20 protein-coding genes are annotated in these 26,616 nt (G+C 41.2%); 16 read left to right on the top strand and 4 right to left on the bottom strand.

All coding sequences use genetic code 11. The features are described 5' to 3' along the window. The first annotated feature begins 101 nt into the window (after positions 1-101). The 5 genes from NMM26_RS00260 (at position 102) to NMM26_RS00240 (ending at position 6,119) form a co-directional block, all read left to right on the top strand. The gene (locus NMM26_RS00260) at positions 102-2,231 is read left to right on the top strand and encodes a Tex family protein (RefSeq protein ID WP_000359152.1); all 2,130 of its coding nucleotides are present in this window, start codon (positions 102-104) and stop codon (positions 2,229-2,231) included. After that, entirely contained in the window at positions 2,218-2,667 is a 450-nt protein-coding gene (locus NMM26_RS00255; RefSeq protein WP_001054509.1) for a SprT family protein, read from the top strand. The genes NMM26_RS00260 and NMM26_RS00255 overlap by 14 nt, the downstream gene beginning before the upstream one ends. A 58-nt stretch (positions 2,668-2,725) precedes the next feature. After that, entirely contained in the window at positions 2,726-2,998 is a 273-nt protein-coding gene (locus tag NMM26_RS00250; protein WP_001085044.1) for a PspC domain-containing protein, read from the top strand. 372 nt (positions 2,999-3,370) lie between these two features. Next, on the top strand, positions 3,371-4,129 hold the full coding sequence (locus NMM26_RS00245) for an ABC transporter ATP-binding protein (RefSeq protein ID WP_000173358.1): 759 nt from the start codon (positions 3,371-3,373) through the stop codon (positions 4,127-4,129). A 1-nt stretch (position 4,130) separates the two neighbouring features. After that, positions 4,131-6,119, top strand: a complete 1,989-nt coding sequence (locus NMM26_RS00240; RefSeq protein WP_254753765.1) for an ABC transporter permease — start codon at positions 4,131-4,133, stop codon at positions 6,117-6,119. 41 nt (positions 6,120-6,160) lie between these two features. On the opposite strand, the gene NMM26_RS00235 is transcribed toward NMM26_RS00240, so the two are convergent. Then, positions 6,161-6,856, bottom strand: a complete 696-nt coding sequence (locus tag NMM26_RS00235) for a VIT family protein (RefSeq protein WP_254753764.1) — start codon at positions 6,854-6,856, stop codon at positions 6,161-6,163. Positions 6,857-7,566: 710 nt separating this feature from the next. Here NMM26_RS00235 and NMM26_RS00230 point away from each other — a divergent pair. From NMM26_RS00230 to NMM26_RS00195, 8 genes are all read left to right on the top strand, one after another. Further along, positions 7,567-9,027: an aminotransferase class I/II-fold pyridoxal phosphate-dependent enzyme gene (locus NMM26_RS00230; protein WP_254753763.1), complete on the top strand. Its 1,461-nt coding sequence runs from the start codon at positions 7,567-7,569 to the stop codon at positions 9,025-9,027. After that, complete coding sequence (gene speE, locus NMM26_RS00225; RefSeq protein ID WP_000366713.1) at positions 9,028-9,888, top strand: polyamine aminopropyltransferase; 861 nt, start codon at positions 9,028-9,030, stop codon at positions 9,886-9,888. Continuing rightward, entirely contained in the window at positions 9,885-11,144 is a 1,260-nt protein-coding gene (locus NMM26_RS00220) for a saccharopine dehydrogenase family protein (protein ID WP_254753762.1), read from the top strand. The genes speE and NMM26_RS00220 overlap by 4 nt, the downstream gene beginning before the upstream one ends. Next, positions 11,144-12,271, top strand: coding sequence for a carboxynorspermidine decarboxylase (gene nspC / locus NMM26_RS00215; RefSeq protein ID WP_254753761.1), 1,128 nt, complete (start codon positions 11,144-11,146; stop codon positions 12,269-12,271). Before NMM26_RS00220 ends, nspC begins: the two co-directional genes overlap by 1 nt. Beyond that, on the top strand, positions 12,268-13,353 hold the full coding sequence (aguA, locus tag NMM26_RS00210) for an agmatine deiminase (RefSeq protein ID WP_254753760.1): 1,086 nt from the start codon (positions 12,268-12,270) through the stop codon (positions 13,351-13,353). Before nspC ends, aguA begins: the two co-directional genes overlap by 4 nt. 9 nt (positions 13,354-13,362) lie before the next feature. Next, a complete protein-coding gene (gene aguB, locus NMM26_RS00205; RefSeq protein ID WP_254753759.1) occupies positions 13,363-14,238 on the top strand; it encodes an N-carbamoylputrescine amidase in 876 nt (291 codons plus the stop codon). A 191-nt stretch (positions 14,239-14,429) separates the two neighbouring features. After that, positions 14,430-15,131 (top strand): response regulator transcription factor, encoded by a 702-nt coding sequence (locus NMM26_RS00200; RefSeq protein ID WP_254753758.1) that lies wholly within the window; start codon positions 14,430-14,432, stop codon positions 15,129-15,131. Then, entirely contained in the window at positions 15,128-16,006 is an 879-nt protein-coding gene (locus tag NMM26_RS00195) for a sensor histidine kinase KdpD (protein WP_254753757.1), read from the top strand. Before NMM26_RS00200 ends, NMM26_RS00195 begins: the two co-directional genes overlap by 4 nt. 40 nt (positions 16,007-16,046) lie before the next feature. Here the strand turns inward: NMM26_RS00195 and NMM26_RS00190 are convergent, their stop codons facing one another. The 3 genes from NMM26_RS00190 to NMM26_RS00180 form a co-directional block, all read right to left on the bottom strand. After that, a complete protein-coding gene (locus NMM26_RS00190) occupies positions 16,047-16,799 on the bottom strand; it encodes an ABC transporter permease (protein ID WP_254753756.1) in 753 nt (250 codons plus the stop codon). A 10-nt stretch (positions 16,800-16,809) separates the two neighbouring features. Then, entirely contained in the window at positions 16,810-17,718 is a 909-nt protein-coding gene (locus tag NMM26_RS00185; RefSeq protein ID WP_254753755.1) for an ABC transporter ATP-binding protein, read from the bottom strand. A gap of 146 nt (positions 17,719-17,864) precedes the next feature. Beyond that, positions 17,865-18,674 carry a Cof-type HAD-IIB family hydrolase gene (locus NMM26_RS00180; protein ID WP_125447390.1) on the bottom strand — a complete coding sequence of 270 codons (810 nt, stop codon included), beginning with the start codon at positions 18,672-18,674 and terminating at the stop codon, positions 17,865-17,867. A gap of 218 nt (positions 18,675-18,892) precedes the next feature. Between NMM26_RS00180 and NMM26_RS00175 the strand changes: the two genes are divergently transcribed. The 3 genes from NMM26_RS00175 (at position 18,893) to addA (ending at position 26,616) form a co-directional block, all read left to right on the top strand. Then, the gene (locus tag NMM26_RS00175) at positions 18,893-19,564 is read left to right on the top strand and encodes a CPBP family intramembrane glutamic endopeptidase (protein ID WP_254753754.1); all 672 of its coding nucleotides are present in this window, start codon (positions 18,893-18,895) and stop codon (positions 19,562-19,564) included. Between the two features lie 129 nt (positions 19,565-19,693). Then, positions 19,694-22,969: an ATP-dependent nuclease subunit B gene (gene rexB / locus NMM26_RS00170; RefSeq protein ID WP_254753798.1), complete on the top strand. Its 3,276-nt coding sequence runs from the start codon at positions 19,694-19,696 to the stop codon at positions 22,967-22,969. Continuing rightward, positions 22,966-26,616, top strand: a complete 3,651-nt coding sequence (addA, locus tag NMM26_RS00165; RefSeq protein WP_254753753.1) for a helicase-exonuclease AddAB subunit AddA — start codon at positions 22,966-22,968, stop codon at positions 26,614-26,616. The genes rexB and addA overlap by 4 nt, the downstream gene beginning before the upstream one ends.

Below are 26,616 nucleotides of genomic sequence, written 5' to 3'. Positions count from 1 at the left end.
GTACAAGTTATTGCGCTATAGCATATAAATCTATTCCCTACATATTTTTTAAATGTTCTACGAGTTAATTTGAAACGTTTAGCTTGTGGTATAATAGATTCATGGATAAAAAATATGAAAAAATCTCCCAGGATTTGGGAGTGACGTTAAAGCAAATTGATACTGTTCTAAGTTTGACAGCTGAAGGGGCGACTATTCCCTTTATCGCGCGTTATCGCAAGGACATGACTGGTAGTCTGGACGAGGTGGCAATTAAGGCTATTATTGACTTGGATAAAAGTCTGACAAACCTCAATGACCGTAAGGAAGCTGTTTTAGCTAAGATTCAAGAACAAGGCAAGTTGACCAAAGAGTTGGAAGAAGCTATCTTAGTTGCCGAAAAATTAGCAGACGTAGAAGAACTCTATCTTCCATACAAGGAAAAACGTCGAACCAAGGCAACCATTGCCCGTGAAGCTGGACTTTTCCCACTTGCTCGCTTAATCTTGCAGAATGTAGCTGACTTAGAGAAAGAAGCTGAAAAGTTTGTCTGTGAAGGATTTGCGACTGGCAAGGAAGCCTTGGCTGGTGCAGTTGATATCTTGATAGAAGCCTTATCGGAAGATGTGACACTGCGCGCCATGACTTATCAGGAAGTGCTGAGACACTCTAAACTCACTTCTCAAGTCAAGGATGAAAGTCTTGATGAAAAGCAGGTTTTTCAGATTTATTATGATTTTTCAGAGACAGTTGGAAATATGCAGGGTTATCGTACCTTGGCTCTCAATCGTGGGGAGAAGCTAGGTGTCTTGAAGGTCGGTTTTGAACATGCGACGGACCGCATTCTTGCCTTCTTTGCAGCTCGTTTCAAGATGAAAAATGCCTATATTGATGAAGTGGTTCGGCAATCTGTTAAAAAGAAAGTCTTGCCTGCTATCGAGCGCCGTATTCGGACAGAATTAACTGAGAAGGCAGAAGAAGGTGCTATTCAACTCTTTTCTGACAACCTGCGCAATCTCCTCTTGGTTGCTCCGTTGAAAGGGCGCGTGGTTCTTGGATTTGACCCTGCCTTTCGTACAGGTGCCAAGCTGGCTGTCGTGGATGCGACGGGGAAAATGCTGACGACTCAGGTCATTTATCCTGTCAAACCAGCATCAGCTCGTCAAATAGAAGAAGCCAAGAAAGATTTGGCAGACTTGATCGGTCAATACGGCGTGGAAATTATTGCCATTGGAAATGGAACGGCTAGTCGTGAAAGTGAGGCTTTCGTTGCGGAAGTTCTTAAAGAGTTTCCAGAAGTCAGCTATGTTATCGTCAATGAAAGTGGCGCTTCTGTATACTCTGCCAGTGAACTTGCTCGTCAGGAGTTTCCAGACTTGACCGTTGAAAAACGCTCTGCCATCTCTATCGCCCGTCGTTTGCAAGATCCCCTTGCTGAATTGGTTAAAATCGATCCTAAGTCAATCGGTGTCGGCCAATACCAGCATGATGTCAGCCAGAAGAAACTATCTGAAAGTCTGGACTTTGTCGTGGATACCGTAGTTAACCAAGTCGGTGTCAATGTCAATACAGCCAGCCCAGCTCTTCTTTCCCATGTAGCTGGACTTAATAAAACCATTTCTGAAAATATCGTCAAATACCGTGAGGAAGAAGGAAAAATCACTTCACGCGCCCAAATCAAGAAAGTTCCTCGTCTGGGAGCCAAGGCCTTTGAGCAGGCAGCTGGTTTCCTCCGTATCCCAGAAAGTAGCAATATCCTTGATAATACAGGAGTTCACCCAGAAAACTATGCTGCGGTCAAGGAACTTTTCAAACGTTTGGATATCAAGGATCTGAATGAAGAAGCCCAAAGCAAACTCAAGTCCCTTTCAGTCAAGGAAATGGCGCAAGAACTAGACCTTGGTCCAGAAACTCTTAAAGATATCATTGCAGATCTTCTCAAACCAGGTCGAGATTTCCGTGATTCCTTTGACGCACCTGTACTTCGCCAAGATGTACTAGATATCAAGGATTTAGTGGTTGGTCAGAAGCTAGAAGGAGTGGTGCGTAACGTCGTTGACTTTGGTGCCTTCGTTGATATCGGGATTCACGAGGACGGTTTGATCCATATTTCCCACATGAGTCGCAAATTTATCAAACACCCAAGCCAAGTGGTGTCAGTTGGTGATTTGGTGACCGTTTGGGTCAAGAAAATCGATACTGAACGTGAAAAAGTCAATCTGTCGCTCCTAGCTCCAAATGAATCTAACTGATTACGTTAAGCAGGTTTCACTAGAAGACTTCGGCAGACCTTTTATCCATCAAGCCCAGTGGAATTCTCGTCTGCGAACGACAGGTGGGCGATTTTTCCCAAAAGATGGGCATCTGGATTTCAACCCCAAAGTTTATCAGGAACTGGGTTTGGATGTTTTTAGAAAAATTGTCCGCCATGAACTCTGTCATTATCACCTCTATTTTCAAGGGAAGGGCTATCAACACAAGGATTGGGATTTTAAGGAACTGTTGAAAGCAGTGGATGGATTACGCTTTGTACCGTCCTTGCCTAATAGTAACTCCAAACAAATCAAGCTTTATCGTTGCCAATCCTGCCAGCAAAGGTATCAGCGCAAGCGTAGGATTGATACCAAACGCTATCGCTGTGGAGTTTGTAGAGGTAAATTGCTATTAATAAATCAGCCTGAGGACTGATGAAAGCCGAGCCTATCCGTGATATACTATGTCTAACCTAGTAGAAAGAGGTAATACCATGAACAGTAAATTTTATAAAATGAGACGAAATCGCATGATTTCAGGAGTTTTGGCAGGTCTGTCAGATAAGTGGAACTTTGATGTTACCCTTGTTCGTTTTCTGTTTGCCATTTTTACAGTTGCAAACTTTGGACTTGGCGTGATTATCTATATCATCCTAGCTTCTATCATGCCAACCAAGGAAGAAATTGAAGCAGAAATGTATGGAACAGGCCCACGAAAACGCAAAGAAGCCCAAGCCATTGACGATAATGAAGGCTGGTTTTGGTGAGGTAGAAACAGTTATTTTACTGTTAGTCTATGAATTCGACTAATCTATTCTAAAATTTTTGAACCCTTGTATCCACAAGGGTTTTCTTCTTGCCTTCTTTTTATGGTAAAATATTTTTAATGAAATGGCTACATTTCTCCCAATCTTACAAAAATGTAAGATTAAAGTCTCTTTTGTAAGGTTAGGTTATGGCAAGCAGTCTTTTTTTGATGTAAACTAGACTCATAAAGAACAAAGGAGTAACATCATGAAACAAATCTTACAGAAGAAAACTAGAAAACCAAGTCACAAAGATATCGAGCGTGTTCAACTTGGATGCGCTATGATGCAAGCAACATTTCATTTGATGGGATATTAAGAAAGGAGATTCTCATGACACTTTTAGATGTAAAACACGTTCAAAAAATTTATAAAACTCGTTTTCAGGGCAACCAAGTAGAGGCCCTTAAGGATATTCACTTTACCGTAGAAAAGGGTGACTACGTTGCCATCATGGGTGAGTCTGGTTCTGGTAAATCAACTCTTCTCAATATCCTAGCTATGCTGGATAAACCAAGTCGTGGACAGGTTTATCTGAACGGAACTGACACCGCAACCATTAAAAATTCACAGGCTTCTAGCTTCCGTCGTGAAAAATTGGGTTTTGTCTTCCAAGACTTTAACTTGCTAGATACTCTGTCTGTTAAGGATAATATCTTGCTTCCACTTGTATTGTCAAGAAGACCTATTACGGAGATGATGAAGAAATTGGTGGTGACAGCTGAGAATCTGGGAATCAACCAATTACAAGAGAAGTACCCTTACGAGATTTCAGGAGGGCAGAAACAGCGTGTAGCAGTAGCTCGTGCCATCATCACAGAACCTGAAATTCTCCTTGCGGATGAGCCAACAGGAGCCCTTGATTCCAAGTCATCTGCAGCCTTACTTGATGTCTTTGATGAAATCAATGAGCGTGGCCAAACCATTCTTATGGTAACCCACTCAACAGCAGCAGCTAGCAGAGCTAAACGTGTACTCTTTATCAAAGACGGCATTCTTTACAACCAAATCTACCGTGGAGAGAAGACAGAACGTCAGATGTTCCAAGAGATCTCTGATACCTTGACTGTCATGGCAAGCGAGGTGAATTAGTATGTTTCGATTAACCAATAAGTTAGCGGTATCGAACTTGATTAAAAACCGCAAACTCTACTATCCCTTTGCACTGGCTGTTCTCTTAGCAGTCACCGTCACCTATCTCTTTTATTCCCTAACCTTCAATCCCAAGATTGCAGAAATTCGTGGAGGGGAAACTATCCAAGCTACTTTAGGATTTGGTATGGTGATTGTCACACTTGCGTCAGCCATTATTGTCCTTTATGCCAATAGTTTTGTTATGAAAAACCGTTCCAAGGAACTGGGGATTTATGGCATGCTGGGTTTGGAGAAGCGTCATCTGATCAGTATGACCTTTAAGGAGTTGGTGCTATTTGGAATGCTAACTGTTGGAGCGGGTATCGGTATTGGAGCCTTGTTTGACAAGTTGATTTTCGCCTTCTTACTCAAACTAATGAAGTTGAAGGTTGAACTGGTCGCTACCTTCCAGATGAAAGTTGTCATTGCAGTACTTGTTGTCTTCGGATTGATTTTCCTAGGCCTCATGTTCCTGAATGCCCTTCGAATCGCCCGTATGAATGCTCTCCAGCTCTCTCGTGAGAAAGCTAGTGGTGAGAAAAAAGGTCGCTTCCTACCTCTCCAAACTATTCTTGGTTCCATTAGTTTAGGAATTGGCTATTATCTTGCCCTTACGGTAAAAGATCCTCTCACAGCCCTAACAACTTTCTTCCTAGCTGTTTTGCTGGTTATAATTGGAACCTATCTCTTGTTTAATGCAGGGATTACCGTTTTCCTACAAATTTTAAAGAAAAACAAACAATACTATTACCAACCAAATAATCTTATCTCAGTGTCTAATTTGATTTTCCGTATGAAGAAAAATGCGGTTGGACTAGCAACTATAGCTATTTTATCAACAATGGTTTTGGTAACCATGTCTGCAGCGACTAGTATTTTCAATGCCTCAGAATCCTTTAAAAAAGTTCTAAATCCTCATGAATTTGGGGTTTCAGGGCAAAATGTTGAAAAAGAAGATTTGGACAAACTCTTGAGCCAGTTTGCAAGTGATAAAGGTTATAAGATAAAAGAGAAAGAAGTGCTTCGTTACACTTACTTTGGTGTTGCGAACCAAGAAGGAACCAAGTTAACCCTTTTTGAAAAAGGACAAAATCGTGTTCAACCTACAACAGTTTTCATGGTATTTGACCAAAAAGATTATGAAAATATGACTGGTCAAAAACTGTCTCTATCAGGAAATGAGGTCGGACTCTTTGCAAAGAATGAGGGAGTTAAAGGACAAAAAGCTCTAACTCTAAATAACCATCAATTTTCTGTAAAAGAAGAATTTAATACAGATTTTATTGTGAACCATGTCCCAAATCAGTTTAATATTTTGACTGCTGATTACAATTACCTTGTTGTACCTAATTTACAAGCCTTTTTGGACCAATTCCCAGATTCGGCTATCTATAATCAGTTTTACGGTGGTATGAATGTAAATGCCAGTGAAGAAGAACAACTCAAGGTTGCTGACGAGTATGATAAATACCTCGATCAATTTAATGCACAATTAAACACGGAAGGTAGCTATGTTTATGGTAGCAATCTAGCAGATGCTAGTTCTCAGATGAGTGCCCTCTTTGGTGGTGTCTTCTTTATTGGTATTTTCCTATCCATTATCTTTATGGTCGGAACCGTTCTGGTCATCTATTACAAACAAATTTCTGAAGGCTATGAAGACCGTGAACGCTTTATTATCTTGCAGAAAGTTGGTTTAGATCAAAAGCAAATCAAGCAAACCATCAACAAACAGGTTTTAACTGTTTTCTTCCTTCCTTTGCTTTTTGCCTTCATACATCTAGCCTTTGCCTACCATATGCTTAGTCTGATTTTAAAAGTGATTGGTGTAATAGATACGACTATGATGTTGACTGTGACCTTGTCTATCTGCGCTATCTTCCTTATCGCTTATGTCTTGATTTTTATGATTACTTCTAGAAGCTATCGCAAGATTGTGCAAATGTAAAAAAGATACCTCGACTTCAAAATCGAGGTATTTCTTGTATTCTAGATGCTGAAAAGTTGACCGAGCAGGAAGGTAACTCCCATGGTCAATAGGCCAATAGCAAGGTTCCGAATCATAGCTGTTTTAGTTGGTGCTTTTCCAAGTTTGGCACTAGTGTAACCAGTGAGAAGAAGGGCCACGCCGACGATAAGGACAGTAGCAGGGATGCGGTATTCACTTGGGAAAATGGTAATTGAAAGCATTGGTGGTAAGCTACCAAGGAAAAAAGAAATAAAGCTAGAGATAGCAGCATGCCAAGGATTGGTAAACTCTTCATACTCAATCCCATATTTTTCCTCTACCAAAGCCTTGAGCGGATTATTTAAAAAGGCTTTGTTGGTGAGAAGTTGGGCAGAGGTTTCACATTCTCCATTTTGGATATAGGCAGCATAGAGGGATTTTTTGGCTAGTTCCATATCTTGGTCTAGCAAGAGTTTCTCACGCGCAACAGCCGCTTCCTCAGTATCTTTTTGAGTTGAAACGGATACATATTCTCCACCAGCCATTGAAAAGGCACCAGCTAAGATAGCTGCAAATCCTGATAAAAAGATAATCCAGATATTGCTCGTAGCACTAGCAACCCCGATAACCACACCAGCAATGGAAATAATACCATCGTTAGCACCAAGAACACCCGCACGCAGGATATTTAAACGACCTGCAAAATTTGAATCAATTTCGTGATTTGTTTCTGACATACTATTCTCCTTTTTATCCAGTATAAAGGAAAAATATAGGGAAATCAATCTTTTAAAAGTATCTGAAAAAAGTTGCACGATTTTAATGATGTAGAAATTTCAGCATTTTTTCTGATAAATCAAACACCGAATGTAAGGAGTATAGAATTGCATAAAAAATTTTAAATTAAATATGAAAATCATTTTGTTCACTTTATAATCGTTTACAAGAAAATAATTAGTATTAAATCAAATAAAATCCAAACATTTTGCGAACTTTTTTATATTTTTTTCGTAAAACGCTTTACAAGTTTTTAAAAACATGATATAGTAATAAAGCTTAGAAAATGAGATGATGTTTTCTAGTAAATATAAACCCGAGTAAAAAATGCCTACGGACAGGCAGGGTTGAATGCCGAAGCGTGGTTGAAAAGCCACATTATTGATAGGGTTAAAAGCCTACTTTTATAAGTTGATGTTAGGACACTTGTCCTAATTCATAAATTTTTAGTGTGGTGAAAGCACACGTCATCTTGTGAAACGATCAATAAAGTACGTAATATTTGCTACTAGAGAGTTAGGAAACATCGGGAACAGACATACTCAACAGAAACAAACATAAAAACGTCAGAAGATTGCAGAGCAGGTGAAAACCTGCTCTTTTTTCATGAGTCAACCTTTAGTCGCCTTCGTCTTCTTGAAGCGCTAAAAATACGGTAAAGGAGTATGTCTTGAAAGAGTTAGATCAAAACCAGGCCCCAATTTATGAGGCCATGGTGAAGTTACGCAAGAAAAGGATTGTTCCCTTTGATGTTCCAGGTCACAAGCGTGGACGAGGAAATCCAGAACTTGTCGAACTCTTAGGAGAAAAATGTGTAGGCATTGATGTTAATTCGATGAAACCATTGGATAATTTGGGCCATCCCATTTCGATTATTCGGGATGCAGAGGAGCTGGCTGCGGATGCTTTTGGAGCAGCCCATGCTTTTCTAATGATAGGGGGAACAACCTCATCGGTGCAGACTATGATTCTGTCAACCTGCAAGGCTGGAGATAAGATTATTCTGCCACGTAATGTCCATAAATCTGCTATCAATGCGCTGGTTCTATGTGGTGCTATTCCCATCTATATCGAGATGAGTGTGGATCCTAAGATTGGTATCGCTTTAGGTCTTGAAAATGACCGAGTAGCCCAGGCCATAAAGGACCATCCAGATGCTAAGGCCATTTTGATTAACAATCCTACTTACTACGGAATCTGTTCAGATTTAAATGGATTAACTGAGATGGCCCACGCTGCTGGGATGAAGGTCCTAGTTGATGAAGCCCACGGAGCGCATTTGCATTTTACTGATAAGCTTCCAATTTCTGCCATGGATGCAGGGGCTGATATGGCAGCAGTTTCAATGCATAAGTCTGGTGGGAGTTTGACCCAAAGCTCCATTTTGCTTATCGGGGAGCAGATGAATCCTGAGTACGTTCGTCAGATAATCAACCTAACCCAGTCAACATCCGCCTCTTATTTGTTGATGGCTAGTTTGGATATTTCACGTCGCAACTTGGCCCTTCGTGGTAAAGAGTCGTTTGAGAAGGTTATTGAGCTATCCGAGTACGCTCGTCGTGAAATCAATGCTATCGGTGGCTACTATGCCTACTCAAAAGAGTTAATAGACGGTGTTTCGGTTTGCGATTTTGACGTGACCAAGCTGTCAGTTTACACTCAGGGTATTGGCTTAACAGGTATCGAGGTTTATGACCTCCTACGAGACGAATACGACATTCAGATCGAGTTTGGTGATATTGGTAATATCTTGGCCTATATTTCAATCGGTGACCGTATCCAAGACATCGAGCGCTTAGTCGGTGCTTTGGCTGATATCAAGAGACTCTATTCACGAGATGGGAAGGACTTGATAGCTGGAGAATATATTCAGCCCGAGTTGGTGTTATCTCCTCAGGAAGCCTTCTATTCAGAGAGAAAAAGTTTGACCTTAGATGAGTCTGTTGGACAAGTCTGTGGGGAATTTGTCATGTGCTATCCTCCAGGGATTCCTATTTTGGCTCCAGGTGAACGCATTACACGAGAAATTGTCGATTATATCCAATTTGCCAAGGAACGTGGTTGCTCCCTCCAAGGGACGGAAGATACTGAGGTCAATCACATCAACGTTATTAAGAGAAAGGAGAACTAGATGGATTTATGGTTTTCTGAAGTTCATACTCCAGATGTGAAATTGTCCCTGAGAACAGCCAAGCAACTCTACGCTGGTAAAAGTGAATGGCAGGATATCGAAGTCTTGGATACACCAGCTTTTGGAAAGATTTTGATTTTAAACGGGCATGTCTTGTTCTCAGATGCTGATGATTTTGTCTACAATGAAATGACCGTTCATGTTCCCATGGCTGTGCATCCCAATCCAAAGAAAGTCTTGGTTATTGGGGGTGGCGATGGCGGTGTTGCCCAAGTATTAACTCTCTATCCAGAATTGGAACAAATCGATATTGTGGAACCAGATGAGATGTTGGTTGAAGTCTGTCGTGAGTATTTCCCAGATTTTGCTGCAGGGCTAGACGATCCTCGTGTTACCATTTACTACCAAAATGGGCTACGCTTTTTGCGAAACTGCGAAGATGACTATGATATTATCATCAACGATGCGACAGATCCCTTTGGACATACGGAAGGGCTCTTTACCAAGGAATTTTACGGGAACAGTTACAGAGCCTTGAAAGAAGACGGTATCATGATTTACCAGCATGGGAGTCCCTTCTTTGATGAGGATGAGTCGGCTTGCCGAAGCATGCACCGCAAGGTCAATCAAGCCTTTCCAATTAGTCGGGTATATCAAGCCCATATCCCAACCAGCCCTGCTGGTTATTGGTTGTTTGGATTTGCATCGAAAAAATACCACCCTGTCAAAGATTTTGACAAGGAAGGCTGGAAAAAACGCCAGCTTTTCACAGAATACTATACTGCAAACTTACACGTGGGGGCCTTTATGTTGCCCAAGTATGTTGAGGACATTTTAGAAGAAGAGGAAGGAAAAAAATGAGTCGTTTATTAGTTATTGGATGTGGGGGCGTTGCCCAAGTTGCTATTTCAAAGATTTGCCAAGATAGCGAAACGTTTAAAGAAATTATGATTGCTAGCCGTACTAAGTCAAAATGTGATGACTTGAAAGCGAAGCTAGAAGGCAAAACAAGTACAAAGATTGAGACAGCTGCTCTTGATGCTGACAAGGTAGAAGAAGTGATTGCCCTGATTGAAAGCTACAAACCAGAAGCTGTTTTGAACGTAGCTTTACCATATCAAGATTTAACCATTATGGACGCTTGTTTGGCTACAGGTGTCCACTATATCGATACAGCCAACTATGAGGCTGAGGATACAGAAGACCCTGAATGGCGTGCTATTTATGAGAAACGTTGCAAGGAACTTGGTTTTACAGCCTACTTTGACTACTCATGGCAATGGGCTTATCAGGAGAAATTCAAGGAAGCAGGCTTGACCGCTCTCCTTGGTTCAGGTTTTGACCCAGGTGTGACTAGTGTCTTTTCAGCCTATGCCCTCAAACACTATTTTGATGAAATCCACTATATCGACATTTTAGACTGTAATGGTGGTGACCACGGTTATCCGTTTGCAACAAACTTCAACCCAGAAATCAATCTACGCGAGGTTTCAGCACCGGGTTCTTATTGGGAAGATGGAAAATGGGTCGAAGTGGAAGCCATGTCTATCAAGCGCGAGTACGATTTCCCTCAAGTTGGACAAAAAGACATGTATCTCCTTCACCACGAAGAAATCGAATCATTGGCCAAGAACATTCCAGGTGTCAAACGGATTCGTTTCTTTATGACTTTTGGTCAATCTTACTTGACGCACATGAAATGTCTTGAAAATGTTGGTCTCCTTCGTACGGATGCCATTAACTTTAATGGACAAGACATCGTTCCGATTCAATTCTTAAAAGCCTTGCTTCCAGATCCAGCCAGCCTTGGACCGCGCACGGTTGGTAAAACCAATATTGGATGTATCTTTACAGGTGTCAAAGACGGTGTTGAAAAGACCATCTACATCTACAATGTTTGCGACCATCAGGAATGTTATGCAGAAGTTGGTTCACAAGCAATTTCTTACACGACAGGCGTTCCAGCCATGATTGGGACAAAATTAGTTATGGATGGCACTTGGAAACAACCAGGAGTTTATAACCTTGAAGAGTTAGATCCAGATCCATTCATGGAAGCTTTAAATGAGTATGGTTTACCTTGGGTTGTGGTTGAAAATCCACAAATGGTGGACTGATGAAGTTAGAACAAGTACCAACACCAGCCTATGTCATTGACTTAGCCAAGTTAGAAGCAAATTGTCGCATTCTACAATATGTTCAAGAAGAAGCTGGTTGCAAGGTTTTGCTAGCTCAAAAGGCTTATTCTCTCTACAAAACCTATCCCCTAATTAGCCAGTATTTATCTGGTACGACGGCTAGTGGTCTATATGAGGCCAAGCTAGCTAGGGAAGAATTTCCTGGTGAAGTCCATGTCTTTGCACCTGCTTTCAAGGATTCAGACTTGGAGGAATTACTAGAGATAACGGACCATATCGTCTTTAACTCAGAGAGACAGTTGCGCAAGCATGGGGCTCGTTGTCGGGAGGCTGGTGTCAGTGTTGGTTTACGCCTCAACCCTCAGTGTTCAACTCAAGGAGATCACGCGCTCTATGACCCTTGTGCACCAGGTTCTCGCTTTGGAGTTACTCTAGACAAGATTCCGAGTGATTTGCTGGATTTGGTGGATGGACTTCATTTTCACACCCTTTGCGAGCAGGGAGCAGATGATTTACAGACAACTTTGAAAGCAGTAGAAGCGCAGTTTGGTCCCTACTTACATCAAATTAAATGGCTCAATATGGGGGGCGGACACCACATCACGAGGGAAGACTACGATATAACTTTGCTGATTTCTGAAATCAAGCGTATCCAAGAAACTTACAATCTTGAAGTCTATATCGAGCCGGGTGAAGCTATTGCGCTCAATGCTGGTTATCTAGCAACTGAAGTATTGGATATTGTCGAAAACGGTATGGAAATCTTGGTTTTAGATGCCTCTGCGACCTGCCATATGCCTGATGTACTTGAGATGCCCTATCGTCCACCTTTGAGAAATGGCTTTGAGGCACAGGAAAAAGCCCATACTTACAGACTTTCTTCTAATACCTGTCTGACGGGCGATGTGATTGGTGATTATAGCTTTGAAAATCCAGTCCAAATCGGTGATAGACTTTATTTTGAAGATATGGCTATTTACTCATTTGTTAAAAATAATACCTTTAATGGTATTGGATTGCCCAGTCTCTACCTCATGGACGAACAGGGAGACTGCAGCTTAGTCAAAGCCTTTGGCTATCAAGATTTTAAAGGGAGATTATCATGATGGACAGTCCCAAAAAATTAGGCTATCGCATGCCAGCAGAGTACGAACCCCATCATGGTACCCTCATGATATGGCCGACTCGACCAGGTTCATGGCCCTTTCAAGGAAAAGCTGCTAAAGCAGCATTTAGCCAGATTATCAAAACCATAGCAGAAGGGGAAAGAGTCTATCTTTTGGTAGAGCAAGATTATCTATCTGAAGCCCAATCTTATCTTGGAGACAAGGTTGTTTATTTAGACATTCCCACCAATGATGCCTGGGCGCGTGATACAGGTCCGACTATTCTCCTTAATGATAAAAGGGAAAAGTTGGCAGTAGACTGGTCTTTCAATGCTTGGGGTGGTGCTGTTGATGGTCTTTATCAAGATTATGAAGATGATGACCAAGTAGCCAGTCGTTTTGCTGAGACCTTGGAAATGCCTGTTTATGATGCCAAGCCTTTTGTATTGGAAGGCGGAGCGATACATAGCGATGGCCAAGGAACCATTCTCGTAACTGAAAGTTGCTTGCTTAGTCCTGGTCGTAATCCTCATCTTAGTAAAGAAAAAATTGAGAGAAGATTATTGGACTATCTAGGTGCTGACAAAGTTATCTGGCTTCCTTATGGTATTTATCAGGACGAAACCAATGAACACGTTGACAACGTTGCAGCCTTTGTTGGTCCTGCAGAGCTTGTTTTGGCTTGGACAGATGATCAAAACGATCCTCAGTATGTCATGTCAAAAGCAGATCTCGAACTTTTAGAGCAAGAAACAGATGCAAAAGGTCGACACTTCACCATTCATAAACTTCCAATTCCAGCTATTCAGCAAGTTATAACTGAAGAGGATTTGCCAGGCTACATCTATGAAGAAGGAGAAGAAGAGCGATACGCTGGTGAACGACTAGCAGCTTCCTACGTAAACTTTTATATCGCCAACAAGGTTGTCCTTGTTCCCCAGTTTCAAGATGTCAATGACCAAGTAGCCTTAGATATCCTCAGTAAGTGTTTCCCGGACCGTAAAGTTGTCGGAATACCAGCCAGAGATATTCTCTTAGGTGGTGGAAATATTCACTGTATCACCCAACAAATCCCAGAATAGGAGAAAAAGATGAGAAATGTAAAAGTTGCAGCCATCCAGATGCAATGCGCTAAGGATGTGGCAACAAATATTCAAACAGCGGAGCGTTTAGTACGTCAGGCTGCAGAACAAGGCGTACAAATCATTCTCTTACCAGAGTTGTTTGAACGTCCCTATTTCTGTCAGGAACGTCAGTATGACTACTACCAGCATGCCCAGTCGGTGACAGACAATACAGCTATTCAGCATTTTAAGGAGCTTGCTAAGGAACTAGAAGTCGTTTTACCGATCAGTTTCTATGAAAAAGATGGCAATGTCTTGTATAACTCAATTGCTGTCATTGATGCAGATGGGGAAGTGCTGGGCGTTTATCGGAAGACCCACATACCAGATGATCATTATTATCAAGAAAAGTTTTATTTCACGCCTGGTAACACTGGTTTCAAGGTCTGGGATACTCGCTATGCTAAGATTGGGGTCGGTATCTGTTGGGATCAATGGTTCCCTGAAACAGCGCGCTGTCTTGCGTTAAATGGTGCTGAATTGCTCTTTTATCCTACAGCTATCGGTTCAGAGCCAATTTTGGATACAGATAGTTGTGGCCATTGGCAACGTACCATGCAAGGACACGCAGCAGCAAATATTGTTCCAGTTATTGCAGCCAATCGTTATGGATTAGAAGAAGTCACTCCAAATGAGGAAAATGGTGGACAAAGTTCCAGTCTTGACTTCTACGGTTCATCCTTTATAACGGATGAAACAGGAGCTATTCTAGAGCAAGCTGAAAGACAAGGAGAAGCTGTTCTGTTAGCAACTTATGACCTAGACAAGGGAGCAAGCGAACGCCTAAACTGGGGCTTGTTTCGAGATAGAAGACCCGAAATGTATCAACGAATTACGAACTAATTGGGGGGGAATGAGAGATTCATTCTGCTAGACTAACTTCTTATTAGCAACTACAAGAATACTATGTTGTCTAGTAAGCGGATTTTATATTTTAACTCTCTAAGGCTTTCTCGCGCTTTTATGCGAGGAGCTTTTCTGTTTAAGTTTTACCATTAAAACATGCTATAATAGTTGCAGAAAGGTTGGTATTTATGGCTAGGATATTGGTTATTGAAGATAATAGTGACATTCAGGAAATTTTGAGAACACTTCTTACTGAGGAGCATGAGGTGATTCAAGCCTTTTCTGGTACAGAAGGAATCATGCGTTTTGACCAAGGTGGGATTGACCTCGTTTTGCTAGATATCATGCTTCCTGGGAAAAATGGGGATCAGGTTTTAAAAGCCATCAGGGAACAAAGTCAAATTCCAGTCATTATGCTAACGGCTTTGAGCGATAAGAAGTTAATCAGTCAATACCTCTTAGACGGTGCTAATGATTACATAGTCAAACCTTTTGATTTGGACGAAGTCTTTGCCAGAGTTACTGTTCAATTACGCCAAAGTGTAGAAAAACAGCCTATGGAAGTAGAAAAAACTGAAAATCTACCACAAAACTTGAAAAATATCCAGTTTGATGCAGAAAGTTTTGAAATCAAAAATAGTCAGGAAACGATTCGCCTTGCCAAGAAAGAATGCTTGATTCTCCAAACTCTCCTCAAACATCCTAAGAAAATTTTCACCAAAGAAGAACTTTATGAATTGGTTTGGGATGAGAGCTATCTACCTGGAGATAATACTCTCAATACGCATTTGAGCAATCTTCGTAAAAAATTAAACCAGCTTGACCCAAATCAAGAATATATTGAAACTATTTGGGGAGTTGGGGTAAGATTAAAAGGAGACAAGCAATGACCTACATGATAATCTTTGTCCTACTGGCACTCCTAATTATTTTATCGATTGCATTGATTCGCTACCATCTAGCACTTAAAAACTTGAGTCAACAGATTGAAGACAAGATTCTCACAGGTAGTATGAAAAGAGTCGGAGTCAGCATTTTTTCCAAACATTTTTTACATCTCTACCAGCAAATTGAAAATCTATTTCAAGAAGTGGAACAATCTCGGTTGGTGATGAAAAGGGAAAAGCACACTCTGGATATGGCCATCAGCAATATCGCCCATGATATTCGGACGCCTCTGACTATCGCTTCAGGCTACACCCAACAATTGATAAAAACTCCTGAAGACAAATCAGAAACCTTACAAAAAATAGCCCAGCATCTTGATTTAGTTTCTAAACGTTTGGAGGCTCTCCTAGAATATCGTCGTTTGATGGAAGGGGCTGTCAAACCGAAACTGGAAGAAGTGGATTTTTCAGCTTTTATCACCAAAAAGACTCTGGCTTTTTATGATGTTTTTCAGGCGACAAATATCACGCTTGATTTTAAAGTTGAAGCTGGTTTAAAAATGAGGACTGATGAAGATTTACTGGATCGAATTTTACAAAATCTGCTTGGAAATGTCCTCAAACATGGCAAGGAAGAAGCACGTCTATCTTTGAGAAAGGAAAAGGAACAGCTTGTCTTAGAGATTGCAAACCTTGTTAAACAGCCCATCAAAAGAATAGAAAATCTCAGTAATCGTTTTTATTCTGAAAATCTATCAGACACGGAAGAATCCTCTGGTTTAGGCCTTTATATCACTGAGGAATTATGCCATCTTCTCGGTACAGAGATGAAACTAAGCACAGATGGGAAATGGTTGTCGGTTTTCATTTATTTTTAACAAAAAGAAACCTCCTCTGTAGGCTAGAGGAGGTCATTTTTTATAGGCTTTTCTTTTTGAAAACTGCCAGTCCACTTAGATTAAAGATTACAATAACAGCTAAGGTAACTATAAGGGTATAGAAAATGGATTCACTATTAGCAGTCATAGCATAGGAAAAATGCAAGGACAAATATGGTAAAAATTTGATATTTGGAAAAATGATCATTGGCATAGAAAGGATGATAGAGCTAATCAGATAACCAATAAATACGGCAAGATAAGAATGAGTCAGGTAGAGAATAAAGGAAATAATCGAAAGCCAAGCGAGAAGGCAGAGAAATTGAAGGAAAATCATTAAGAGGAGATTAGTAACAAAACCATCAGGTATCGTACCAAGTCCGTTTAGTAGAGTTGAGGGAACAAAAGCAATCACAAGGCTGGCGATGAGTTGTAAGAGAGCGATACTTGCTAGAACAAAGGATTTAGCGAAGAAAAACTCTGTACGAGAAACGCCAACTGTCAAACTATTTTTATAAAGCTTGCCGATTAGATCGACCCCAAGAACTAAACATGTTAGAATAATGCAGAGAAAAACAAGGTTTGAATCATTGCTAGATGCATTGATCAGAGCTTGCACACCGTTCCAACCTTGGGTTGGAATTTCTGGTTCTTCTGTCTGGATTGCCATCAGATGACCCGTAGCTCCTATACTTGCACCCATTAGCATGAGAGCAAAGAGAATGAACTCTGTAATCCAGAATCCTTTGGAACGGAAAAGACGGTAAAAGTCTGCTTGAATGGTATGTATCATGATTTTCCTCCTATTGGACCAATTGAGTGAAGTATTCTTCTAGGTTTTGACGGGCATAGTAAATCTCGTCAATGGCAACATCTGCCAAGGTTAATTCCTTAAGAATCTGTTTGACATCTTGTTCCTGACCAAAGATATGAATTTCATTTTCTGGATTAACAACCTTGAACTGGAGCTGGATTTGTTCTTTCAATACTTGACAAGCTTTCTCTTGATCAGCTGTCTTAAGCACAATATAATCCTCACTTAGTGTTTCAAATTCAGCTTTGCTGATTTCACGAATAATCTTGCCTTGATCTAAAATACCAAAACGATTAGCTACGAGGTAGAGTTCTGACAAGATATGGCTAGAGATGAGAATGGTTATCCCTTGTTCTTGATTGAGGCGTTGAATCATTAGTCGAAATTCTTTGATACCGATTGGGTCTAGACCATTGATAGGTTCATCTAAGATTAGGAAATCTGGTTTGGATAGGAGGGCAATGGCAATACCAAGTCTTTGTTTCATTCCTAGCGAGAAATCACGAAAGACTTTCTTACCTGTATCTGGCAAACCTACATAGTCCAGCGTTTCTCGAATTACTTGATCAGCATTTGGAATATGGCGTATCATACAATAATAATTCAGATTTTGATAGGCTGTTAAGTGATTATGGGCTACGGGTGATTCGATAACAGAACCTACTCTAGATAGAGCCTTGGTCCACTCATTTTCCGTTTGTCTAGAGAAGAGGGAAACAGTCCCTTTATCTGCAAACAGTAGTTGCGTAATGATTTTTATCAAGGTAGTTTTCCCAGCTCCATTCTTCCCAATAAGTCCATAAATATCTCCCTCTCTTATCGTTAGACGAAGATCCTGAAGAATAGCTTGTTTGTCAAAGTTTTTGGACAATCCATGAATATCAAGTACTGTTTTCATGATTCTCTCCTTTTGATTTATTTTGTTAACTTTAGTATAAAGTATAGAAATCAAAGAAAGCTCAAGGATTTCTAAAGAGTTTCTAAAGTTTTAGGAATTCTTAAATATCAAAACCCAGTTGACACGAACTGGGCTGGGCTTCTTAATTATAAAATATATTTCTCAATGGCACGCGCAACGCCGTCTTCTTCGTTGCTGGCTGTAACGGCATCCGCAAGAGATTTGACATAATCGCTGGCATTTCCCATAGCAATGCCCAACCCTGCAAACTGGAGCATTTCGATATCGTTATTGGCATCGCCCATGGCCATGATTTCTGAGGAATCAATCTTCAAAATCTCTGCTAGTCGAGAAAGAGCAGTAGCCTTTGTCGTACCAAGTGGCATAGCTTCATAAATGACAGGCTGCGAACGAACTCCACTGAATCGTTGGCAGAGTTCCTCAGCAAAACGCTCTTCAAAATCATCTGTTTGACTCTCTGTACCCAAAAACATACCTTGGAACATACGATACTTGCCACTAGTCGCTTCCTCTAGTGAAATTTCAGTCAGGTCTGAAAAGACTAGGTCGGCATCATTTTGAATGATTTCATTAGGCTTGCCACCGAGGACAAAATAATGTTCCTCATCAAAAAGAGTCAACTGAACCTCACTCTTTTCAGCAAGCTCATAGAGATATTCAATGTCAGCCGGACTGAGTTCTTGCCAGTCAACTAGCCCCCAATCACTGGTCTGGTGAGTTGAGCAACCGTTGTTAACAATGACATACTCATTCTGGAGGTCCAGCCCCAGTTTTTGATAGTAGGGGAGGACGCCGAAAAGGGGGCGACCCGTACAGAGAACCAGTTTGACACCTTTTTCAATGGCTTGGTGAATAGCAGCGATGTGAGCTTGTGGGATTTCCTTGGCTTCATTGAGGAGAGTTCCGTCCATATCCAAGGCTAGTAGTTTAATCATAGTTTTTCCTTCTTTATCTTTTGGTATTATTATAGCATATTTTGGAGAAGAAATTGATAGGAAGCTTGGGGCTAATTGATTTTACAGTTTAAGATGTTTTGATGACAATTCATGATTTGAAGAGGATATTTTGTAAAGAGATGCTATACTAAACTTGTTATACAGTTAAATAAACCATTATATTCAATAATCTAGTCAAGGAAAACAGAGGGTTTAATATGAAAAAACGGATTATTCAGATTTTACTAGCATTGTCCTTAATTTTTTACAACTCAACTTGGTTTTGGAGGCTTTTCAATCACCTCGCAAAGTCCTATCTACCAGCAAGTCGTGAATTTTTTCAGATTCTGCTTTTGATGGAGAGTAGTGTTCTTTGGTTAGCTGTCATCTATCTACTAGTTTTTACAGGAAAGAAGACTTTTCATTTCAAGTGGCAGTTAAGGTACTTTATCTACCTTTTACTGGGCTACATCATTTCGTATATGTCGGACTTCTTCTTGTCTTATTTCATACCCTCGTCTTCAAATCAAATCTCTTTGAATGCAACGATAGAAATGATAGGGAGACAGGAATTACCCTATTTCTTGCTCATAGCTTGCTTCATCGGCCCTATTGCTGAGGAGTTGATTTATCGCGGTGTGCTTATGACAACCTTTTTCAAAAACTCGCCTTGGTACGGAGATGTCTTGCTTTCTGCTATTATTTTCGGTTATATTCATATCAATTTTGCTTTAACTCCTCTTGCTTTTTTCATTTACGCTAGTGGAGGGCTTATTTTTGCTCTATTGTATCGCATGACAAAAAGTCTCTACTATCCAATACTAGTTCATATTTTCATCAATATCACTGCCTTCTGGGATGTATGGTTACTCCTATTTTCAGGAAGTTAGCTTACTAAAACAATGTCGGAACTTTCCGGCATTTTCTTTTCAACAGGTGAGCAAGAACTGATTATTTTCAGACTTGGGTGACTAATCATGGTATAATAAAAGGTAATGAAAAATTCTAACGAGGCAGAGATGAAATTACTTTATACTGATATTCGGACTTCTTTGACAGAAATTCTAACTAGAGAGTCGGAGGAGCTAGTTGCTGCTGGCAAGCGAGTCTTCTACATCGCCCCCAACTCTCTTTCATTTGAAAAGGAACGCGCCGTGCTGGAATGCTTGTCCCAGCAGGCTTCTTTTGCGATTACCGTCACGCGCTTTGCGCAGATGGCTCGTTACCTGATCTTGAATGACTTGCCTGCCAAGACCAGTCTAGATGACATTGGTCTTGGGATGGCCTTTTATAAGTGCCTTGCGGAACTCGATCCTAAGGACTTACGTGTTTATGGTGCGATTAAGCAAGATCCTCAGTTTATCCAGCAGTTGATTGAGCTGTATCACGAGATGACGACTGCTCAGATGAGTTTTTTAGACTTGGAAAGTTTGACGGATGAGGACAAGCGAGCAGACTTGCTCTTGATTTTTGAGAAAGTAACGGCCTATCTCAATCAAGGGAAGTTAGCTCAGGGAAGTCAGTTGTCGCATTTGATTGAGGCTATTGAGAATGACAAGGTAAGTAGTGATTTTACTCAAATTGCCTTGGTTATTGATGGATTTACCCGTTTTTCTGCTGAGGAAGAGCGAATTGTGGACCTACTTCATGGCAAGGGTGTTGAGATTGTCATTGGTGCTTATGCTAGTAAGAAAGCCTATACCAGTCCTTTTAGCGAGGGCAATCTATACCAAGCCAGTGTGGAGTTTCTCCATCATCTAGCCTCTAAATACCAAACGTCTGCTCTGGATTGTTCTCAAACTCATGAGCAGATGGATAGTTTTGGCAAGGCCTCTCGTTTACTGGAGTCTTCTTATGACTTTTCAGAACTCGCTTTGGATGTTGATGAGAAAGACCGTGAAAACTTACAAATCTGGTCTTGTTTGACGCAAAAGGAGGAGTTGGAGCTAGTAGCCCGTAGCATCCGTCAGAAATTGCATGAGAACTCAGACCTGAGCTACAAGAATTTTCGTATTCTATTGGGGGATGTAGTTTCTTATCAATTATCTCTAAAAACTATTTTTGACCAGTATCAGATTCCTTTCTATCTAGGCAAAAACGAATCCATGGCCCACCACCCTTTGACACAGTTTGTCGAGTCTATTTTGGCTTTAAAACGCTACCGTTTCCGTCAGGAGGATTTGATAAACCTTCTTAGAACAGGTTTGTATACCGACCTTAGTCAGGCTGATATTGATGCTTTTGAGCAATATATCCGCTATCTTGGTATCAATGGCTTGCCAGCCTTTCAGCAAGCCTTCACCAAATTCCACCATGGAAAATTTAATTTGGAACGTTTAAATGCTCTTCGTCTGCGTATTTTAACCCCTCTTGAGACTCTTTTTGCTAGCCGAAAACAAAAGGCTGAAAATCTCTTGCAAAAGTGGAACTCTTTTCTAAAAGAAGGAGCTGTGACCAAGCAGCTCCAAGATTTGACAGCCACTATGGAAGCTCTTGATCAGGAAAGACAGACTGAAGTTTGGAAAGCCTTCTGTCATGTTTTAGAACAATTTGCGACTGTTTTTGCTGGTTCGCAAGTTAATCTAGAGGACTTTCTAGCCTTGCTCCATTCTGGAATGAGCCTATCTCAGTATCGCACCATTCCAGCAACAGTGGACACTGTCCTGGTGCAGAGTTACGATTTGATTGCACCCTTAACGGCTGACTTTGTCTACGCCATTGGGCTAACACAGGACAATTTACCAAAAATTGCCCAAAATACCAGTCTTTTGACAGACGAAGAAAGACAGAGACTAAACCAAGCGACAGAAGATGGGGCACAATTGCTGATTGCCAGCAGTGAAAATCTCAAGAAAAATCGCTATACTATGCTTTCCTTGGTCAATTCTGCTCGTAAGCAGTTGGTCTTGTCGGCTCCAAGCCTTTTTAACGAAAGTGAAAGCAAGGAATCTGCCTATCTTCAAGAGTTGGTCAATTTTGGATTTAGGCGGAAAGAGAAGAGGATGAATCACAAAGGGCTGTCTAAGGAAGATATGGGGTCCTATCACAGTCTTTTGTCCAGTCTGGTTGCCTATCACCAGCAGGGCGAGACGAGTGATACTGAGCAAGATTTGACCTTTGTCAAGGTTCTTGCGCGTGTGATGGGTAAAAAACTAGAACAGCAAGGTCTGGAAAATCCAGCCCTCCCAATCAGTCCAAGCAGTAAGCAGTTGACCAAGGATACCTTACAGGCTCTCTATCCAGCTGACAAGGAATTTTACCTGTCTACGTCTGGTTTGACGGAGTTTTACCGAAACCAATACAGTTATTTCCTCCGCTACGTTTTAGGCTTGCAAGAGGAATTACGTCTACGTCCTGATGCCCGCAGTCATGGGAATTTCTTACACCGCATTTTTGAACGCGCCTTGCAGTTGCCTGACGAAGATTCCTTTGACAAACGTTTAGAACAAGCTATCCAAGAAACCAGTCAAGAACGCGAATTTGAAGCCATTTATCAAGAAAGTTTGGAAGCCCAGTTTACCAAAGAAGTTTTGCTTGATGTTGCACGGACGACTGGTCACATTCTCCGCCATAATCCAGCCATCGAAACCATCAAAGAAGAAGCAAATTTCGGTGGGAAAGAGCAAGCCTTTATTCAATTGGATAATGGGCGCAGTGTCTTTGTACGAGGTAAGGTTGACCGCATTGACCGATTGAAAGCTGATGGGGCGATAGGAGTAGTAGACTACAAGTCTAGTCTAACTCAGTTCCAGTTTCCTCATTTCTTTAATGGGCTCAATTCCCAGTTGCCAACCTATCTAGCTGCCCTAAAAAGAGAAGGGGAGCAGAACTTTTTCGGTGCCATGTACTTGGAAATGGCTGAGCCTGTCCAATCTCTGATGGCCGTTAAAAGTCTGGCAGGTGCAGTAGTAGAAGCTAGCAAGTCAATGAAATACCAAGGCCTCTTTTTAGAAAAAGAAAGCAGTCATTTGGGTGAATTTTACAATAAAAACAAGGCTAATCAGCTGACAGATGAGGAATTCCAGCTCCTGCTGGACTACAATGCCCAACTTTACAAGAAAGCAGCTGAGAAAATTTTAGCAGGTCAGTTCGCCATTAATCCTTATACTGAAAATGGCAGAAGTATTGCACCGTATGTTCAGCAACATCAAGCCATCACCGGATTTGAAGCCAATTACCACTTGGGCCAAGCCCGTTTCCTAGAAAAGTTGGACTTAACTGATGGCAAGCGTCTGGTCGGAGAAAAACTCAAGCAAGCTTGGTTTGAAAAAATAAGAGAGGAGTTGAATCGATGAAGCCCATTCCCTTTTTAACTGAGGAGGAAATTCAAAAACTTCAAGAAGCAGAAGCGCATTCGAGCAAGGAACAAAAGAAAACTGCCGAGCAAATTGAAGCTATCTACACTTCTGGCCAGAATATCCTGGTCTCAGCATCGGCTGGCTCTGGGAAGACTTTTGTCATGGCCGAGCGTATTCTGGACCAATTGGCGCGTGGTGTCGAAATTTCTCAACTCTTTATCTCAACCTTTACCGTCAAGGCTGCGACTGAACTTAAAGAACGTTTGGAGAAAAAAATCAGCCAACAAATCCAAGAAAGCGATGACATTGACCTCAAACAACACTTGGGCCGCCAGTTGGCAGACCTACCCAACGCAGCCATCGGAACCATGGACTCTTTCACACAAAAATTCCTTGGCAAACATGGCTATCTGATTGATATTGCGCCTAATTTCAGGATTTTACAAAACCAAAGCGAGCAACTTCTTATAAAAAACGAAGTCTTTCATGAGGTCTTTGAAGCCCATTACCAAGGTAAACAGAAAGAAACCTTTAGTCATTTGCTGAAAAACTTTGCTGGACGTGGAAAAGATGAACGGGGGCTATGCCAGCAAGTCTATAAAATCTATGACTTCCTCCAATCCACCAGCAATCCTCAGAAATGGCTGAGTGAATCTTTCCTCAAAGGCTTTGAGAAAGCTGATTTTACCAGTGAAAAAGAAAGATTGACTGAGCAAATCAAACAAGCCCTTTGGGATTTGGAAAGCTTTTTTCGTTATCATCTGGATAATGATGCCAAGGAGTTTCCAAAGGCAGCCTATTTAGAAAATGTTCAGTTGATTCTGGATGAAATTGGCTCCCTAAATCAGGAGTCCGATAGTCAGGCTTATCAGGCAGTACTTGCGCGTGTTGTCGCAATTTCGAAAGAGAAAAATGGTCGAGCTCTGACCAATGCCAGTCGTAAGGCTGATTTGAAGCCGCTGGTCGATGCCTACAACGAAGAGAGAAAGACTCAGTTTGCTAAACTAGGACAACTGTCAGACCAGATAACCATTCTCGACTATCAAGAACGTTATCATGGAGATACATGGGAACTAGCTAAAACCTTCCAAGCCTTCATGAGTGATTTTGTAGAAGCTTATCGTCAGCGCAAACGTCAGGAAAATGCCTTTGAATTCGCTGATATTAGCCATTACACCATTGAGATTTTAGAGAATTTCCCACAAGTTCGTCAGGATTATCAGGAGCGCTTCCATGAAGTCATGGTCGATGAGTATCAGGATACCAACCATATTCAAGAACGGATGCTGGAATTACTTTCTAATGGACACAATCGCTTTATGGTGGGAGATATCAAGCAGTCTATCTATCGTTTCCGTCAGGCAGATCCGCAGATTTTCAATGAAAAGTTCCAACGCTATGCGCAAAATCCAAAAGAGGGCAAGCTCATTCTCCTCAAAGAAAATTTCCGTAGTAGTTCAGAAGTGCTATCAGCAACCAATGATGTTTTTGAACGCCTTATGGACCAAGAGGTCGGCGAAATCAACTATGATAACATGCACCAGCTTGTTTTTGCCAATACCAAACTGACTCCTAATCCAGACAACAAGGCAGAATTTCTCATCTACGATAAGGACGACACAAGTGAGGAAGAAGAGGGGCAGGCAGAAACGAAACTAACAGGCGAAATGCGCCTGGTTATCAAGGAAATCCTTAAACTCTATAAGGAACAAGGTGTTTCCTTTAAAGAAATCGCCCTTCTGACCTCCAGTCGCAGTCGTAATGACCAGATTCTTCTCGCCCTGTCTGAGTACGGAATTCCTGTCAAAACTGACGGAGAGCAAAACAATTATCTTCAATCCCTAGAAGTGCAAGTCATGCTAGACACCCTTCGTGTCATTCACAATCCTCTTCAAGACTATGCCTTGGTTGCCCTTATGAAGTCTCCTATGTTTGGCTTGGATGAGGACGAGTTAGCACGTTTATCTCTTCAGAAAGCAGAGGATAAAATCCAAGAAAATCTCTATGAGAAACTAGTAAATGCTCAAAAACAGGTAAGCAGGCAAAAAGGCTTGATTCACTCAGCTCTAGCTGAGAAACTAAAGCAATTCATGGATATCTTAGCCTCTTGGCGCTTGTATGCCAAAACCCACTCCCTCTATGACTTGATTTGGAAGATTTACAACGACCGTTTTTATTATGACTATGTTGGAGCTTTACCAAATGGACCTGCTAGACAGGCCAATCTCTATGCCCTAGCATTGCGTGCTGATCAATTTGAAAAGAGCAATTTCAAGGGCTTGTCTCGTTTTATTGGTATGATTAACCAAGTTTTAGAAGCAAAGCACGATCTTGCAAGCGTGGCTGTCGCACCGCCAAAAGATGCAGTAGAGCTCATGACTATCCACAAGAGTAAAGGACTAGAGTTTCCTTACGTCTTTATCCTCAATATGGATCAAGATTTCAACAAGCAAGACTCTATGTCAGAAGTCATTCTCAGTCGTCAGAATGGTCTTGGTGTCAAATATATTGCTAAAATGGAGACAGGAGCAGTGGAAGATCACTATCCTAAAACCATCAAGCTCTCTATTCCTAGCCTGACCTATATGCAGAATGAAGAGGAATTACAGCTGGCAAGTTATTCAGAACAAATGCGTCTGCTGTATGTTGCCATGACGCGAGCTGAGAAAAAGCTTTATCTTGTCGGTAAGGGTTCTCGTGAAAAGCTGGAAGCCAAGGAATACCCAGCAGCTAAAAATGGAAAACTAAATAGCAACACTAGACTGCAAGCCAAGAATTTCCAAGATTGGATTTGGGCTATCAGTAAAGTATTTGCCAAGGATCATCTCAACTTTAGCTATCGTTTTGTTGGTGAAGATCAGCTGACTACAGAAGCTATCGGAGAGTTGGAAAACAAGAGTCCTCTCCAAGATAGCTCCCAAGCAGACAATCGCCAGTCAGAAATCATTAAGGAAGCTCTTGAAATGCTGAAAGAAGTGGAAGTATATAATACTCTTCACCGCGCAGCTATTGAATTGCCAAGTGTTCAAACCCCAAGTCAAATTAAAAAATTCTACGAACCAGTTATGGATATGGAAGGTGTTGAGATTGCTGGTCAAGGTCAGTCAGTAGACAAGAAAATCAGTTTTGATTTACCAGATTTTTCAACCAAAGAAAAGATAACAGGAGCTGAAATTGGTAGTGCTACCCACGAACTCATGCAGAGAATTAACCTCAGTCAGCGACCAACCCTTGCTAGCCTGACAGAAACTCTCCAACAAGTTCAAACCAGCCCAGCTGTTAAAGACAAGATCAATCTTGCTAAAATCCTTGCCTTCTTTGGCACATCACTCGGTCAAGAAATTCTTGCCAATACAGAACATCTCTACCGCGAGCAACCCTTCTCCATGCTCAAAAGAGACCACAAGAGTCAGGAAGACTTCGTTGTCCGTGGAATCTTGGACGGCTATCTGCTTTATGAGGATCGTATCGTTCTTTTCGATTACAAAACAGACCGCTATGATGAGCCAAGTCAACTCATAGACCGCTATCGTGGTCAATTAGCCCTATACGGAGAGGCTTTATCACGAGCCTATTCGATTGAAAATATTGAAAAATACTTGATTTTACTAGGTAAAGAAGAGGTTCAAGTTGTAAAAGTATAA

The organism is Streptococcus sp. CF7_Ac1-8 (assembly GCF_024295435.1).
Lineage (GTDB): Bacteria > Bacillota > Bacilli > Lactobacillales > Streptococcaceae > Streptococcus > Streptococcus mitis_AP.
Note: the sequence above shows the minus strand (reverse complement) of the source record. Positions and strands in the feature narration are given on the sequence as shown.